The sequence below is a fragment of the Streptomyces sp. NPDC048514 genome (genome assembly GCF_043199955.1).
GTDB lineage: Bacteria > Actinomycetota > Actinomycetes > Streptomycetales > Streptomycetaceae > Streptomyces.
The window spans coordinates 247,971-263,108 of sequence record NZ_JBICWT010000006.1 but is presented as its reverse complement, the minus strand read 5'-3'; the positions used below and the strand labels follow the sequence as shown (position 1 = coordinate 263,108).

General features: G+C 70.5%; 13 protein-coding genes. 9 read left to right on the top strand and 4 right to left on the bottom strand.

Going from position 1 to position 15,138, the window contains the following annotated elements; genetic code table 11:
• Positions 1-4 precede the first annotated feature (4 nt).
• From ACGFT2_RS15625 to ACGFT2_RS15590, 8 genes are all read left to right on the top strand, one after another.
• The gene (locus tag ACGFT2_RS15625) at positions 5-418 is read left to right on the top strand and encodes a roadblock/LC7 domain-containing protein (RefSeq protein WP_184970701.1); all 414 of its coding nucleotides are present in this window, start codon (positions 5-7) and stop codon (positions 416-418) included.
• A 111-nt stretch (positions 419-529) separates the two neighbouring features.
• Positions 530-928, top strand: a complete 399-nt coding sequence (locus ACGFT2_RS15620) for a DUF742 domain-containing protein (RefSeq protein ID WP_009190816.1) — start codon at positions 530-532, stop codon at positions 926-928.
• Entirely contained in the window at positions 909-1,484 is a 576-nt protein-coding gene (locus ACGFT2_RS15615; RefSeq protein WP_393278085.1) for an ATP/GTP-binding protein, read from the top strand. Before ACGFT2_RS15620 ends, ACGFT2_RS15615 begins: the two co-directional genes overlap by 20 nt.
• Positions 1,485-1,864: 380 nt before the next feature.
• A complete protein-coding gene (locus ACGFT2_RS15610; RefSeq protein ID WP_393278083.1) occupies positions 1,865-5,161 on the top strand; it encodes a nitrate- and nitrite sensing domain-containing protein in 3,297 nt (1,098 codons plus the stop codon).
• Positions 5,162-5,171: 10 nt separating this feature from the next.
• On the top strand, positions 5,172-5,585 hold the full coding sequence (locus tag ACGFT2_RS15605) for a roadblock/LC7 domain-containing protein (RefSeq protein ID WP_004983065.1): 414 nt from the start codon (positions 5,172-5,174) through the stop codon (positions 5,583-5,585).
• A 94-nt stretch (positions 5,586-5,679) separates the two neighbouring features.
• The gene (locus ACGFT2_RS15600; protein ID WP_393278081.1) at positions 5,680-6,243 is read left to right on the top strand and encodes a DUF742 domain-containing protein; all 564 of its coding nucleotides are present in this window, start codon (positions 5,680-5,682) and stop codon (positions 6,241-6,243) included.
• On the top strand, positions 6,224-6,805 hold the full coding sequence (locus ACGFT2_RS15595) for an ATP/GTP-binding protein (RefSeq protein ID WP_026248371.1): 582 nt from the start codon (positions 6,224-6,226) through the stop codon (positions 6,803-6,805). Before ACGFT2_RS15600 ends, ACGFT2_RS15595 begins: the two co-directional genes overlap by 20 nt.
• Before the next feature lie 97 nt (positions 6,806-6,902).
• A complete protein-coding gene (locus ACGFT2_RS15590) occupies positions 6,903-9,986 on the top strand; it encodes an NACHT domain-containing protein (protein WP_393278078.1) in 3,084 nt (1,027 codons plus the stop codon).
• A gap of 96 nt (positions 9,987-10,082) precedes the next feature.
• Here the strand turns inward: ACGFT2_RS15590 and ACGFT2_RS15585 are convergent, their stop codons facing one another.
• The 3 genes from ACGFT2_RS15585 to ACGFT2_RS15575 all read right to left on the bottom strand — a co-directional run bounded on the left by ACGFT2_RS15585 (position 10,083) and on the right by ACGFT2_RS15575 (position 12,708).
• Entirely contained in the window at positions 10,083-10,277 is a 195-nt protein-coding gene (locus ACGFT2_RS15585; protein WP_393278076.1) for an acyl-CoA carboxylase subunit epsilon, read from the bottom strand.
• Positions 10,278-10,334: 57 nt separating this feature from the next.
• Complete coding sequence (locus ACGFT2_RS15580; RefSeq protein ID WP_393278074.1) at positions 10,335-11,930, bottom strand: acyl-CoA carboxylase subunit beta; 1,596 nt, start codon at positions 11,928-11,930, stop codon at positions 10,335-10,337.
• Between the two features lie 262 nt (positions 11,931-12,192).
• Positions 12,193-12,708, bottom strand: a complete 516-nt coding sequence (locus tag ACGFT2_RS15575) for a hypothetical protein (protein ID WP_393278072.1) — start codon at positions 12,706-12,708, stop codon at positions 12,193-12,195.
• A gap of 226 nt (positions 12,709-12,934) precedes the next feature.
• Between ACGFT2_RS15575 and ACGFT2_RS15570 the strand changes: the two genes are divergently transcribed.
• Positions 12,935-13,546, top strand: a complete 612-nt coding sequence (locus ACGFT2_RS15570) for a YceI family protein (RefSeq protein WP_393278069.1) — start codon at positions 12,935-12,937, stop codon at positions 13,544-13,546.
• Between the two features lie 181 nt (positions 13,547-13,727).
• Here the strand turns inward: ACGFT2_RS15570 and ACGFT2_RS15565 are convergent, their stop codons facing one another.
• A complete protein-coding gene (locus ACGFT2_RS15565; protein ID WP_393278067.1) occupies positions 13,728-15,080 on the bottom strand; it encodes a hypothetical protein in 1,353 nt (450 codons plus the stop codon).
• Positions 15,081-15,138: the final 58 nt, after the last annotated feature.

Sequence of the window (15,138 nt, the reverse complement as noted above, 5' to 3'; positions counted from 1 at the left end):
TCCGATGAGCCAGGCGGCACAGAACCTGAACTGGTTGATCACCAACTTCGTGGACAACACCCCCGGGGTGTCCCACACAGTGGTGGTCTCCGCCGACGGCCTTCTGCTGGCGATGTCCGAAGGTTTCCCGCGGGACCGCGCCGACCAGCTGGCGGCCGTCGCGTCCGGGCTGACCTCCCTCACGGCCGGGGCGTCCCGGATCTTCGAGGGTGGCAGCGTGGCCCAGACGGTCGTCGAGATGGAACGCGGGTTCCTTTTCCTCATGTCCATCTCGGACGGGTCGTCCCTCGCGGTCCTGGCCCATCCCGATGCGGACATCGGCCTCGTCGGCTATGAGATGGCACTGCTCGTCGACCGCGCGGGTGCGGTACTCACCCCGGATCTGCGCGCCGAACTCCAGGGCAGTCTGCTTCACTGACCGCCCCCGGCACCACCCACCTCACGAAAACACCGTCCGGCCGCCACAATCCCCCCACCGGCCCTGTCAGACGGCTTGACTGACCGACTTGCTGTCCCGCCCGGAGGATTCATGACCCCGCCCACCGCCCATCATGATCCGTACGCGGAGCCGTACGGGGACGAGGGCGACCAGCCGCTGGTTCGGCCGTACGCGATGACCGGCGGCCGCACCCGGCCGCGCTACCAGCTCGCGATCGAGGCGCTGATCAGCACCACGGCCGATCCGGCAGCGCTCATGGGACTGCTCCCGGAGCACCAGCGGATCTGCCATCTGTGCCGGGAGGTCAAGTCGGTCGCGGAGGTGTCCGCCCTGCTGGCCATGCCGCTGGGTGTGGCCCGGATCCTGGTGGCCGACCTCGCCGAGGCCGGCCTGGTCGCCATCCACCAGCCGGGTGGCGACGAGAACAACGGCGGCGCTCCGGATGTGACGCTGCTCGAAAGGGTGCTCAGTGGACTTCGCAAGCTCTGACGCGGGCCGGGCCACCACCTCGGCGAAGATCGTGGTGGCGGGCGGCTTCGGCGTGGGCAAGACCACGTTCGTCGGCGCCGTCTCGGAGATCAACCCGCTGCGCACAGAGGCCGTCATGACGTCCGCTTCGGCCGGCATCGACGACCTCACCCACACCGGGGACAAGACCACCACCACGGTGGCCATGGACTTCGGCCGCATCACCCTGGACCAGGACCTGATCCTCTACCTGTTCGGCACCCCCGGACAGGACCGCTTCTGGTTCATGTGGGACGACCTGGTACGCGGCGCCATCGGCGCCATCGTCCTCGTCGACACCCGCCGCCTCGCCGACTGCTTCCCCGCCGTCGACTACTTCGAGAACTCCGGCCTCCCCTTCGTCATCGCCCTCAACGGCTTCGACGGCAGCCAGCCGTACAACCCCGACGAGGTGCGCGAGGCACTGCAGATCGGCCCCGACACCCCCATCATCACCACCGACGCCCGCCACCGCGCGGACGCCAAGAGTGCCCTGATCACCCTCGTGGAACACGCCCTCATGGCCCGCCTGAGGTAGCACTCAAGTGCGACGTGCCGCATGGCAGTTGCCGTAAGCGATCCGGAGCCGACTGTGGCCTTTGACACGGTCGGCTCCGGTGTTCATAACAGTTCGGCAGAGGAATCGCCTGCCGTCACCACGCGACGCGGTCGTGCGGTGCCGCTGTGCGCACGAACGCCCCGCCTTTTGGCGGGGCTCGCTCTGTATGACCGTTTTATCTGGGGTTTACAACAGTGACGTCACAACGTTTCCACTGTTTGGAAGTGCGCTGGTCCACGTGCTGGAATGCCTGAACTGCCCAATGGTCGAAGACGTACCCCACAGTGGACTGTGGCGAACCGGGCTCTGAGAGACTGCGGCACGACGTAGGTGCCGACCGCCGAGAGGTTGTTGGTCGAGTGAGGCGAAGCAAGAACGGTCCCGAGCCGTCGGCACGGGGCAACTTCACCCCGCCGCCGCGCGCTGTGGCGCCCAGTCCCGTGCCCGGTGCGGAACCTGCGGCCACCCCCGCGTCGAGCGGCGGCCGATTCTCCCCGCGCAACTGGCGGGTGCCCACCCGTCTGAACGCGATCCTGCTCATACCCGTGGCGGTCGGTCTCGTCATGGGCGGCTTCCAGGTGAAGAACTCGATCGACACCTGGCAGCAGGCCCGCGACGCCGAGAACACCGCCCGTCTGGTGCGTGCCGCCCTCACCTACGCCGACGCCCTCGAGAACGAGCGTGACGTCACCGCGGCCCCGCTGCTGCGGAACAAGAAGAACGACCCCGGTGTCGTGGCGGCCCGCAAGGCGACGGACCAGGCCGCCGACGGCTTCGACCAGGCCACGAAGAACATGCCGCACAAGTCGGGCCTGGAGCGCCGGCTGAAGCTGTTCCACGAGGCCGAGCCGAAGCTGACGCAGCTGCGTCAGGTCGCCTACACCTCCAAGGTGCACGGCGTGCAGTCCGAAGAGGGCTACGTCGAGATCGCCCACCCGCTGATGGAGTTCGCCAACGAGCTGGGTCTGGGCACCGGCAACATCACCTCCTACGGCCGTACCGTCTACGCCATCTCGCTGACCAAGGCGGCGCTGTCGCTGGAGCGGTCGATCGGCACGCATCTGCTGGTCAACCCCGGCCCGGACGCCGGGAACCTGGCCAACCAGCGGGTCTCCCTGTCCTCGTACGCCTACCTGGAGCGCATCGCTCTGGAGGAGTACCTCGGCGGTGGCACCGAGGCCGACGCGCAGAAGCTGGCGGACGCCCAGGAGAAGATGAAGACGGACGGCGCCGCCCTGGCCGAGAAGGCCAAGGCGGAGAACCCGGACTACGTCCCGCCGCCGGCCGACCCGACCAACATGGTCTCGGCGCTCGCCACCATGAAGGACACCAGCTCCCTCACCCGGCAGGGGCTGGCCGCCAAGGGCATCACCGGCGACAACTGGTTCGCGGTCAACACGCTCAAGTACAAGGCCTACCGCCAGATCGAGTCGGACATGGCCGACAAGGCGGTGAGCGAGGCGTCCGGCATCGCCGACGACGCCAAGACCTCCGCGTTCATCACCGGTGCCGTGGTCGTGATCGCGCTGCTGGCCGCGTTCGTCCTGGCCGGTCTCGTGGCCCGCCAGATGAGCCGCTCGATGCGCCAGCTGCGCAACGCCGCCTTCGGTATCGCCGAGCAGCGGCTGCCGATGCTGGTCGACCAGCTCTCGCGCACCGACCCCGGCCGGGTCGACACCCGGGTCACCCCGATCCCGATCACCACCAAGGACGAGATCGGCGAGGTCGCCCGCGCCTTCGACCAGGTCCACCGCGAGGCGGTGCGGCTCGCCGCCGAGCAGGCCCTGCTGCGGGGCAACATCAACGCGATCTTCACCAACCTCTCGCGCCGCAACCAGTCGCTGATCGAGGGCCAGCTGACCCTGATCACCGACCTGGAGAACAACGAGGCGGACCCGGACCAGCTGGAGAACCTCTTCCGGCTGGACCACCTGGCCACCCGTATGCGGCGCAACGGCGAGAACCTCCTGGTCCTCGCCGGCGAGGAGCCCGGCCGTCGCTGGGACCAGCCGGTCCCGCTGGTCGACGTGCTGCGCGCCGCCTCCTCCGAGGTGGAGCAGTACGAGCGCATCGAGCTGTCCGGCGTGCCGGAGGCCGAGATCCACGGCCGCGCGGTCACCGACCTCGTGCACCTGCTGGCCGAGCTGCTGGAGAACGCGACCACGTTCTCCTCCCCGCAGACCAAGGTCCGCGTGACCGCGACCCGCCTCCCCGACGGCCGCGTCATGATCGAGATCCACGACAAGGGCATCGGCCTGACCGCCGAGGACTTCGCGGACATCAACCACAAGCTGGCCAACCCGCCGACCGTGGACGCCGCGATCTCCCAGCGCATGGGCCTGTTCGTGGTCGGCCGGCTGTCCGACCGGCACGGCATCCGGGTCCAGCTGCGCCCCTCGGGCGAGCAGGCCGGCACGACCTCCCTGGTCATGCTCCCGGACGCGATCACGCACGGTGGCGGCGGCGACGCGCCGCTGGATCGCGAGGAGTTCACCGTCTCGCAGATCATCCCGGAGCAGCAGTTCCAGGCGGAGAGCTTCGCCCCGCAGCAGCCGATGCGCACCGCCGCCGAACTCGGCTTCGACGACAGCCAGTACACGGAGGTCCCCGACGACCTGAGCGGGCTGGACCCCGTCGGCCGCTCGCTGAAGCGCGAGGAGCGCCGGGCGGCGCTGGAGGCCCAGTCCCACGGTCAGCACGAGTCCGCCGAGACCTCCGACGGCTACCGTGACGGCTTCGAGGCGCGGCAGGGCTACGACGGCGGTGCCACGGGCTACACCGAGCAGCCCTACCAGGAGCAGCAGCAGAACGGGTACCAGGAGCAGCAGCCCTCGTACGGGGAGCAGCAGGCCGCGTACCAGGAGTCGTACGAGCAGCCGTACGAGAAGTCGTACGACGAGCAGTACTACGCGCCGAACGGCCCTCAGCCGCAGAACAACGGCTTCCCGGCGGGCGGCGGCTACTCCGAATCGACGTATGCGGAATCGGCCCAGGAGGAGCAGGCGCCCGCGCACGGCCAGGCGGCCGACGGCTTCGGCTCCTACGAGAGCCCGTCCTACCAGGACGACTGGCCCCAGCAGGACAGCTACCAGAACGGCTATCCGGCCCAGTACGCTCCGGAAGCGGAATCCGCACAGGCCGCTGACGCGGGTGAGCGGAACCACGTAGGCTTCGAGCGTCCGGGACCGGCCTCTCCGGCCTCCCACTCGCTGACCGACGCCGGGCTGCCGCGCCGCGGATCCACCGCGACCGGCTCCGACGGCGCCGGCGACTCGGGCGGCCAGGCGCGCGGCCGGCAGGAAGCACAGGCTCCCGCTCCGGGCGACGCACCGGGGGGCAACGGCCCCGACAGCTGGCGTTCGGCGAACGACGAGCGGTGGCAGCAGGCCTCCCAGCTGCGCAAGCCCAAGGCAGGCGGGGTCACCGCCTCCGGCCTGCCGCGGCGGGTGCCCAAGGCCAATCTGGTCGAGGGTGCCGCGGAGACCACCCCCCAGGGAGGCCCCCAGGTCTCCCGCGCCCCGGAGGACGTCCGGGGCAGGCTGAGCAACCTGCGCCGAGGCGTCCAGCGCGGACGCAGCGCAGGCAGTGAAACGAACGGCCAGGCCACCACGAATCAGCACGGTGGGCCTGACAGCACCTACAACCAGGAGCGTTAGTGTGAGCCCGATGAGCCAGGCGGCACAGAACCTGAACTGGTTGATCACCAACTTCGTGGACAACACCCCGGGGGTGTCCCACACGGTGGTGGTCTCCGCCGACGGACTCCTTCTGGCGATGTCCGAAGGCTTCCCCCGCGACCGTGCCGACCAGCTCGCGGCCGTCGCCTCCGGTCTGACCTCGCTGACCGCCGGTGCCTCGCGCATCTTCGAGGGCGGCAGCGTGAACCAGACGGTTGTGGAGATGGAGCGGGGATTCCTGTTCATCATGTCCATTTCCGACGGATCCTCGCTCGCGGTCCTGGCCCACCCGGAGGCGGACATCGGCCTCATCGGGTACGAGATGGCCCTTTTGGTGGACCGCGCGGGCACGGTCCTCACCCCGGATCTCCGTGCGGAGCTCCAGGGCAGCCTTCTCAACTAGTAATCGGACGGTGCGTATTCGCGTCCCGGGGCCGTAAGGTTTCGGGACGCGGCACCACAGGTTTGGGTGCCCGGCGCAGTCGGAGGAGGAGAAAGTGGCAACACCCCCAGGCGGTCCGTCTTCGGGTAATTGGTCGTACGGCCCTGGTCAGGGCCGAGGCGACGGTTCGGCGAACCGGTACAACTTCCCCTCCTCCCCCAGCCACCGGCAGCCTTACGCGCCGCAGGGCCCCGGTCCGTCCCCGTACGACCAGCCCCCGGCCCCGCGGATCCAGCCGGTGCAGCCGCAGCGCCGCCCGGAGCCGGCACCGGCGGCGAACAACCCCCTGGTGCGTCCGTACGCCATGACCGGCGGCCGGACCCGCCCGCGCTACCAGCTCGCCATCGAGGCACTGGTGCACACCACCGCAGCTCCGCACCAGATGCAGGGCCAGCTGCCCGAGCATCAGCGGATCTGCAACCTGTGCCGGGAGATCAAGTCGGTGGCCGAGGTCTCGGCCCTGCTGACGATCCCCCTCGGCGTGGCCAGGATCCTCGTCGCCGACTTGGCGGAGGCGGGCCTGGTCGCCATCCATCAGCCCGGCGGCGACGAGAACGCCGGCGGCCAGCCAGACGTGACACTGCTCGAAAGGGTGCTCAGTGGACTTCGCAAGCTCTAGCGGCGGTCCTTCCCGCTCCACCACCTCCGCGAAGATCGTGGTGGCGGGCGGCTTCGGCGTGGGCAAGACCACGTTCGTCGGCGCCGTCTCGGAGATCAACCCGCTGCGCACAGAGGCCGTCATGACGTCCGCTTCGGCCGGCATCGACGACCTCACCCACACCGGGGACAAGACCACCACCACGGTGGCCATGGACTTCGGCCGCATCACCCTGGACCAGGACCTGATCCTCTACCTGTTCGGCACCCCCGGACAGGACCGCTTCTGGTTCATGTGGGACGACCTGGTACGCGGCGCCATCGGCGCCATCGTCCTCGTCGACACCCGCCGCCTCGCCGACTGCTTCCCCGCCGTCGACTACTTCGAGAACTCCGGCCTCCCCTTCGTCATCGCCCTCAACGGCTTCGACGGCAATCAGCCGTACAACCCCGACGAGGTGCGCGAGGCACTGCAGATCGGCCCCGACACCCCCATCATCACCACCGACGCCCGCCACCGCGCGGACGCCAAGAGTGCCCTGATCACCCTCGTGGAACACGCCCTCATGGCCCGCCTGCGCTGATCGGAACACCGTCGAGGGGGCCCTTTCCTGCCGGGAGGGGCCTCTTTTGTCGTACCCCGCTGCCACACTGGTTCCGGACGTGATCAGGGGGCGGACGATGAGTGCTGAAGCGGCGGCATTACGGCTGGGGACGACCGTGGCGAAGGCCGCGGCCCAGATGTGGCTCGGGGGCAGGCGGCGGGAGCAGGAACGCCGGATGGACATGGCCGAGCTGGTACGGCTGCGGGTGTCCGGCCTTCGCTACCAGCGGGGCGTGCAGCGCCAGTTCGAGGAGATCGCCGACGCGGTCTACGACCGGCTGGCGCCCTTCCTGGACAGGGAGTTCCCCGGGCTGGAGGAGAGCAGCCGGCAGGCCGTGGTCGACGGCGTGTGCGACACGTTCGCGGCGGCGGACCTGTCGGACGAGGCGATTCTGGCGGCGGACGCGAGACCGGCGGAGCTGGTGCGCCGGGTGACCGCGGCCGTCCGGCCCCCGGTGGGTCTCGGCGAGGCGGAGGGCCGGCTGTACGAGGTGCTGTTCACCGAGTGCGTCGAGTACTACGTGCGGATCGTGCGCGGGCTGCCGGTCTACGAGGAACGGGCGCTGACCGAGCTGCTGGGGCGTACGACGTCCCTGGGTGCGGAGATCGCGCGCGTGCTGGAGCGGCTCCCGGACCGGTCGCTGTTCGCGCCGGAGGGCACGGACCGGGACGGTGACTTCCGGCGCCGGTATCTGGAACTGGTCAGCACGAGCCTGGACGAGGTGGAGCTGTTCCGGCGCACGTCGGACCGGGCGGGTGCGCAGGTGCGGCTGTCGGTGGCGTACGTGAGCATGCGGGCCACGGGCGCGGACGGGGGCCGGCGCCGTCCGGATCGCTCCCTGCCGGTGCTGCGGCCCGACATGAGCGACTGGGAGGAGCCGGGCGAGAGCGCCGGGATGCGGGTGGAGGCGGCCCTCGGCGGAGCCACCCGGGTGCTGCTGCGGGGCGAGGCGGGCTCGGGCAAGACGACACTGCTGCGCTGGCTGGCGATCACGGCGGCGCGCGGGGCCTTCACCGGCGAGCTGGCCGGCTGGAACGGACTGACACCGGTGTTCGTGAAGCTGCGCGAGTACAGCGGCGGGGACCTGCCGAGGCCGGAGGCGATGCTGGACTCGGTGGCCGGCAGCATCTCCGGGATCATGCCGAAGGCCTGGGTGGAACGCCAACTGGAGTCCGGCCGCGCCCTGTTGCTGATCGACGGCGTGGACGAACTGCTCGACGACGAGCGGCGCGGCGTACGGGACTGGCTGGGCCGGCTGCTGGCGGCGTACCGCGAGGTGCGGGTCGTCGTCACCTCCCGCCCGGCCGCGGCGGGGGCGGACTGGTTGCGGCGGGAGGGCTTCACGGCCCTGCAACTCGACCGTATGTCGCCCCCGGACCTCGCGGCGTTCGTCCGCCAATGGCATCAGGCGGTCCGGGAACTGGGCGCGGAGCTGCCCTGCGCGGTGGACGAACTCCCCCGGTACGAACAGTCGTTGCTGAACAGCCTCAAGGACCGCCCGCATCTGCAGTCGCTGGCCGGTACACCCCTGCTCGCGGCGATGCTCTGCGCGATGCACCTGAACCGGGGCAGCCAGCTTCCGCGCGACCGGATGGAGTTGTACCGCGACGCCCTGCACACCCTCGTCCACGACCGGGACGCCGACCGGAACGTGCCCAGCGCGGCGGGCAGCCGGCTGGGCCTCGGCGACAAGCTGGTGCTGCTCCGCGATCTGGCCTGGCGGCTCTCCGACAACAACCGGAGCGAGATCTCCCTGGACCGGGCCGGAGAGTACGTCGGGCGGCGGCTGGCGGGGATGCGGCACCTGGAGGAGCAGGACGGCCACCGGGTGATCGAGCGGCTGCGGCACCGCTCGGGACTGCTCCGTTCCCCCGCCGAGGGCCGTCTGGACTTCGTCCACCGCACGTTCCAGGAGTACCTGGCCGCCGAGGAGGCGGCGCAGGAGGACCGGATCGGCAATCTCGTCGGGCGGGCCCACCTGGACCTCTGGCGAGAGACCATCGTCATGGCGGCCGGGCACGCCAACACGCCCCAGCGGGAGGAACTGCTGGACGGCATCCTGGGCCGGGCGCGCGAGGAGCCCCGGCATGCCCGCACCCTGCGGCTGCTCGCGGCGGCCTGTCAGGAGACGGTGCCGTCGGTCTCCGGCGGACTCGCGGGGCGCCTGGAGGAGGCGGTGTCAGCGCTGCTGCCGCCCCGCCGCAGGACGGACCCGCCCGCGCTGGCCGCGGTGGGCCCGAGCCTGTTGCGCAGACTCCCCCGCTCCTTGGGCGAACTGACGTCGAACGCGGCGGTGCAGACGGTGCGGACCGTGGCGCTGATCGGCGGTGAGGAGGCGCTGCGGCTGCTGGAGGGGTACGCGGAGGACCGGCGCCGGGACGTGGTCGCCGCGCTCATCGACGCGTGGGCGTACTTCGACGCGGACGGTTACGCCGACCGGGTGATGGCGGGGCTTCCGCTGGAGCGGCATTCGGTGATGCTGACGCACTCGGGGCAGTTGCGGGCGGCGGCGCGGTTGCGGACGCTGACGTCGGTGTGGATCAAGTTCGCGCTTCGGGACCTGTCCGTCCTCGCGGACCTCCCCTCGCTCCAGGTGCTGTCGTGCACCGTGCAGGGCACGGCCGACCTGTCGCTCCTGAAGGAGCACCCCGCACTGGAAGAGGTACAGGTGATCGGGGACGCGCTGCTCCGGAGTCCGGAGGCGCTGGCCGGCCTGCCCGCCCTGCGCGTCCTGCAGCTGCCCCTCGCGCGCCCGGACGGCATCGAGGAGCTCCCGGTCCTGCCGAAGCTCTTCGCGCTGGCCCTCTCGCACGTGTCGGCCGAGACCCGGTTGGGCCCCCTGGCCTCGTTCAGCGGTCTCGAGGGCCTCTACCTCATGGGTGCAGGGCAGCGGCGCCTCCCCGATCTCGCGCCCCTGAACCTGATGACGGCTCTGCACCATCTGACGCTCTACTACTTCGACGCCCATGATCTGCCCCGGCGGCTGGTGCCGGCCTGCGGCGAACTGACCTCGCTCGGCCTGTACGGCTGCCTCCTGCCGGACAGTCTCGCGGACCTGGGCACGATGCCGCGGCTGAGGCGGCTGACACTGCGGGACTGCGAGACGGACGAAGGCCCCGTCACCACGCCACCGGACCTGCCGGGGGTCACTCTCTTCTGATCACGCCACGGCTCCGAACACGCCACTGGCTTTGAACACACCACGGCCCCGCCCTCCGCAAGGAGTGGCGGGGCCGTGTCACGGGGAGAAGCCCGCTCAGTGCCAGCTGGTCGGCGCCCGGAAGCCGCCCTCGCGCTCCAGACGGCGCCAGCCCGCCTTCGCGCGGCCTCGGTGGGTCTGGGGCGTGGGAGCGGGCTGGGCGGCCGCGCGGGCCATGAGGACGGCCGTGATGGCCGCGACTTCCTCGGGCTCGGCGTGGCCCTTCTCGACGCGGATGTCAGGAGTGCTCATGGGTGTCAGTCTCCGTGAATGAGGGGTCCGCGGGGTTGCCGCGGCGGGTCCGCCCGGTTACTGCGGGGGGTTGCCGTGCTTGCGGGAGGGCAGGTCGGCGTGCTTGGACTGCAGCATCGCCAGGGACTTGACCAGCACCTCGCGGGTCTCGCCGGGGTCGATGACGTCGTCCACGAGGCCGCGCTCGGCCGCGTAGTAGGGGTGCATCAGCTCGGCCTTGTACTCCTTGACCATCTTCTGACGCATGGCCTCGGGGTCCTGGGCGTCGGCGATCTGCCGCCGGAAGATGACGTTCGCTGCACCGTCGGCGCCCATCACGGCGATCTCGTTCGTCGGCCAGGCGTAGGTGAGGTCGGCGCCGATCGACTGGGAGTCCATGACGATGTAGGCACCTCCGTACGCCTTGCGCAGGATCAGCGAGATCCTCGGCACGGTCGCGTTGCAGTAGGCGTACAGCAGCTTCGCGCCGTGACGGATGATTCCGCCGTGCTCCTGGTCGACACCGGGGAGGAACCCCGGCACGTCCAGGAGGGTGACGATCGGGATATTGAAAGCGTCACACATCTGGACAAAGCGCGCAGCTTTTTCACTCGCCTCGATGTCCAGGACCCCGGCCAGGACCTGGGGCTGGTTGGCGATGATGCCGACGACCTGGCCGTCGAGGCGGCCGAGGGCGCAGATGATGTTGCGGGCCCAGCGCTCGTGGACCTCCAGGTAGTCGCCGTCGTCGACGATCTCCTCGATGACCTTGGTCATGTCGTACGGGCGGTTGCCGTCCGCCGGGACCAGGTCGAGGAGGATGTCGGAGCGGCGGTCCACCGGGTCCGAGGCCTCCACCCGCGGCGGGTTCTCGCGGTTGTTCTGCGGGAGCAGCGAGAGGAGGTAGCGCACCTCGGCGATGCACGTCTCCTCGTCGTCGTAGGCGAAGTGGCAGACGCCGGAGGTCTCGGCATGGACGTCGGCGCCGCCCAGGCCGTTCTGGGTGATCTCCTCGCCGGTCACCGCCTTGACCACGTCCGGGCCGGTGATGAACATCTGCGAGGTCTCACGGACCATGAAGACGAAGTCGGTGAGGGCGGGGCTGTAGGCCGCACCGCCCGCGCACGGACCGAGCATGACCGAGATCTGCGGGATGACGCCGCTCGCGCGCGTGTTGCGCTGGAAGATGCCGCCGTAACCGGCGAGCGCCGAGACACCCTCCTGGATACGGGCGCCGGCCCCGTCGTTCAGCGAGACCAGCGGGGCACCGGCCGCGATGGCCATGTCCATGATCTTGTGGATCTTGGTGGCGTGGGCCTCGCCCAGCGCACCGCCGAAGATCCGGAAGTCGTGCGCGTAGACGAAGACCGTGCGGCCCTCCACCGTGCCCCAGCCGGTCACCACACCGTCGGTGTACGGCTTCTTCGCCTCCAGCCCGAAACCGGTCGCCCGATGCCGGCGCAGCTGCTCGACCTCCTGGAAGGAACCCGGGTCCAGGAGCAGCTCGATCCGCTCCCGCGCCGTCAGCTTGCCCTTGGCGTGCTGCGCCTCGGTCGCCTTCTCGCTGGGACCGGCCACGGCCCGGGCACGAATCTCGTGCAGCTCGGCGACCCGTCCGCGCGCGTCCGTCGGCTCGCCGGTCGGCTCACCCGTCGTCTCTTCCAAAACGGTCATGTAGCGACCTTACGAAGGACACCAAGGAAAGCGAGCCGTCGACTCCGTACAGTCTCCGGCCCGTTTTCCTGGTACCAGTGAACAGAACCGGAGCTCTGTGCAGCCGTTCCGACTGCTCAGGGGGCGCCGGTGTTGTAGAGGTGCCACAAAGTCGCCACCTGAGAGTCACCTCACATTCGCGCGCGGAACATGCCATCTCCGGAGTGACGGGACCCCTCGGACGGCGGTGCGCCGACCGTGCTCCGGCAGGGCGCGCGCCGGTTCAGCAGCCGCCGCAACTGTAGTAGAGGGCGTCCCAGTGGCTGCCCTCGTCGGCGTAGACGTTGCCGGAACCGGACCGCCACTGCGGATACCCGTCACCGCGCAGGCCGATGTAGGTGAAGTTGTTCTTGATGTACGCCGTCACGCACGAGTTCTTGCCGTAGTCCAGCTTGTAGCCGTTCCAGTGGGAGTAGGTGCCGGAGGCGTGGCCGGCCTCGGTGCCGCCGGTGATGTTGAGGGCGCAGCCGCTGGCCTGCTTGAGGGTCTGGGCGCCCTGCGCGGTGGCGAGGTTGAGCTGCTCGAAGGACGTGCAGGTGGAGTTGTTCCGGTCGGAGCAGTTGCCGGAGGACGACCAGGTGATGCCGGCCTGGCGGAACATCTGGGTGGCGGTCGCGTGGCTGATCTTGGTGACGGCGAAGGCATCGGTGGCGGTGCCGAGGACCGCGACGCCGGGGGCGACGACGAGGGCGAGCGCGGTCATCAGGGGGCGGAGTTTCCTGACCTTGGCGGCCTTCATGGGGAGTCCTTCCTGCGGTCGGCCGTGCTGTCTGCGGGGCGGCTGTGCAGGTGGTGCACGCAGATGGTGCCCGAGTTCTACGCGCGTTCGCCAGAGGGCGGAAGCGATTACCATGAGTGACACTGGAAACACGCTGCGGATGATGTTGAAAACCGAACGGAATGGGTCTACCGTCGGAATCACGAGTTCGTTGAACGTTAAACAGATCGACTCTGGAGCACACATCATGGGCATCTTCGGCCGCAAGGACAGCACCCCCTCGACCGCCACCGCCACCGCCACCGCGCCGGCCGCCGACCTGACGGCACTGACCGGTGACTACACGATCGACCCCGCGCACAGCACGATCGGTTTCGTCGCCCGGCACGCCATGGTCACCAATGTCAAGGGCGGCTTCACGGCCTTCACCGGCACCCTGCACCTCGACGGCGCCGACCCGGCCGCCTCCACGGCCACGCTCGACATCGAGATGGCGAGCATCGACACGGGCAACGCCGACCGCGACGGCCACCTGAAGTCGGCCGACTTCTTCAAGACCGACGAGTTCCCGACGATGACGTTCCGCTCCACCAAGGCGGAGGCCCTGGGCGGCGACGACTACCGCATCAGCGGTGTCCTGTCCCTGCTCGGCGTCACCAAGCCGATCACGATCGACCTGGAGTTCAACGGCGCCGCGAAGGACCCGTTCGGCAACGAGCGCGTCGGCTTCGAGGGCAGGACCGAGATCCTGCGCTCCGAGTGGGGCCTGACCTGGAACGCGGCGCTGGAGACCGGCGGTGTCCTCATCTCGGACAAGATCAAGCTGAACTTCGACATCTCGGCGATCCGGAACGCCTGATCCGCCGGGTGCCGCGACGCTTGGCGCGGTGCGCGCCGGCGCCGGCGGACCGGCCTGGGGCCGAGGGGGTCGGCCGCGGCGGAGGGGGGCGATCGCGCAGGCGGCGGGCGCGCTGCCGTGCAGACGGCGGGGGCGGGACCGCGCAGGCGGTGGCGGGCGCGCGGCCGTGCAGGCGGTGGCCTCAGAATCCGCCGCCGAAGTCGCCTCCGCCGCCACCTCCCCCGTCGAAGCCGCCGCCGTCCCCGAACCCGCCCCCGAAGTCCCCGGGATCGAAGTCCGTGCCGGACATGTCTCCGCCGTCGTAACCGCCGGCGCCGAAGTCGCCGTACCCGGCGCCGTAGTCCGCCGCGTACGAGGGTGTGGCCATCACGCTGCCGAGCAGGGTGCCGACGAGCAGGCCGGGGAGGATGCCGCCGCCGAAGTAGCCGCCCGCCCAGGGGCCGTAGGCCGGTCCGGCGTCCCAGTAGGGGCGGCGGCCGTGGTCGGTGTCGACCTCGCGGACCACGGGGTCGCGGCCGTCGGCCAGCCGGGTGGCGTCGGCCGCGCAGACCGGGACCCGGCGCGCGGCCCCACCGGGCGGGGTCCAGTCGGCGTCGGTGACCGACGGACCGTGGCGGGGGTCGAAGAAGCAGGGCGGCCGGCGTTCGGGGAGCGGGCGGCCCTCGCGGCGGGCGGCCAGCCGGGCGAGGGAGAAGCGGCCGTCGTCCAGGGCCTCGGTGACCGGCCGGACGTCCTCCGGCCTTCGCGCCTCGGCCATGCACTGCTTCGCCGTCTCGTAGGTGTCGAGGGCGTGCGCGTAGTCGGCGCGCATCGCGTCGTCGGCGCCCGGCTCCGACGGCTGGAAGTCCAGACGGTCCAGTTCCTCGCCGAAGGCGGTGATGTCCTCGTCCACCACCACCCGCAGCCGGTCGAGAGCGGCCCGCTGCTCCTCCTCCCGGCGACGGCGGTTGCGGCGGACCAGCGCGTACGCGCCCGCGCCGCCCGCCACGACCACCACACCCGCAGTGATCAGCGCGGTGCTCGACGCGCCGCCGCCGTCGCCCGCGCCCCAGCTCTTGGGGGCGTGACCGCCCATGTTCGCCAGGGCGCGGTCGGTGAAGTCGGTCAGCTGGGCCTTGGCGCTCTCACCCCGGACGCTGCCCACCAGGTTCTGGCGGGCGGCGGCCGACATGACCGAGGCGTCGGCGCGGGCGTCGAAGCGATCGCCGAGACGGATGCCGTACAGGCCGGTGACGCCGGTCGCCGCGCGCAGGTCGGAGAAGAGGTTCGCGGTGGGGTAGCCGGTCGGCAGGACGGCGATGAACAGCGGTTTGTTCGCGTCCTTGATCTTCTTGGCGAGGGCGTCGGCGTCCGGCCCGGACAGCTGGGCGGAGGCCGCCGGGTCGACGTACACGGGGCTCTGGCGCAGCGCCTGGGCGATCCTGGAGACGCTGGTCCGGGCGCTCGCGCGGGGTGCGTAGGTGGTCGCCAGCACCAGGGCGAGGACGGCCAGCAGCAGTGCGGGGAGGCTTCGGGTCCGCAGGACGGCCTTCATGCTTCGAAACTACCCGAAGCCCCCCAGGACTGGTCATACAAACCGATCGGCGGGGTGG

Bases quoted from the DNA above. Each gene is read 5' to 3' on its own strand.
- ACGFT2_RS15620 (WP_009190816.1), top strand. From the start codon at position 530: ATGACCCCGCCCACCGCCCATCATGATCCGTACGCGGAGCCGTACGGG.
- ACGFT2_RS15605 (WP_004983065.1), top strand. From the start codon at position 5,172: ATGAGCCAGGCGGCACAGAACCTGAACTGGTTGATCACCAACTTCGTG.
- ACGFT2_RS15570 (WP_393278069.1), top strand. From the start codon at position 12,935: ATGGGCATCTTCGGCCGCAAGGACAGCACCCCCTCGACCGCCACCGCC.
- ACGFT2_RS15575 (WP_393278072.1), bottom strand. From the start codon at position 12,708: ATGAAGGCCGCCAAGGTCAGGAAACTCCGCCCCCTGATGACCGCGCTC.
- ACGFT2_RS15590 (WP_393278078.1), top strand. From the start codon at position 6,903: ATGAGTGCTGAAGCGGCGGCATTACGGCTGGGGACGACCGTGGCGAAG.
- ACGFT2_RS15585 (WP_393278076.1), bottom strand. From the start codon at position 10,277: ATGAGCACTCCTGACATCCGCGTCGAGAAGGGCCACGCCGAGCCCGAG.
- ACGFT2_RS15565 (WP_393278067.1), bottom strand. From the start codon at position 15,080: ATGAAGGCCGTCCTGCGGACCCGAAGCCTCCCCGCACTGCTGCTGGCC.
- ACGFT2_RS15625 (WP_184970701.1), top strand. From the start codon at position 5: ATGAGCCAGGCGGCACAGAACCTGAACTGGTTGATCACCAACTTCGTG.
- ACGFT2_RS15580 (WP_393278074.1), bottom strand. From the start codon at position 11,930: ATGACCGTTTTGGAAGAGACGACGGGTGAGCCGACCGGCGAGCCGACG.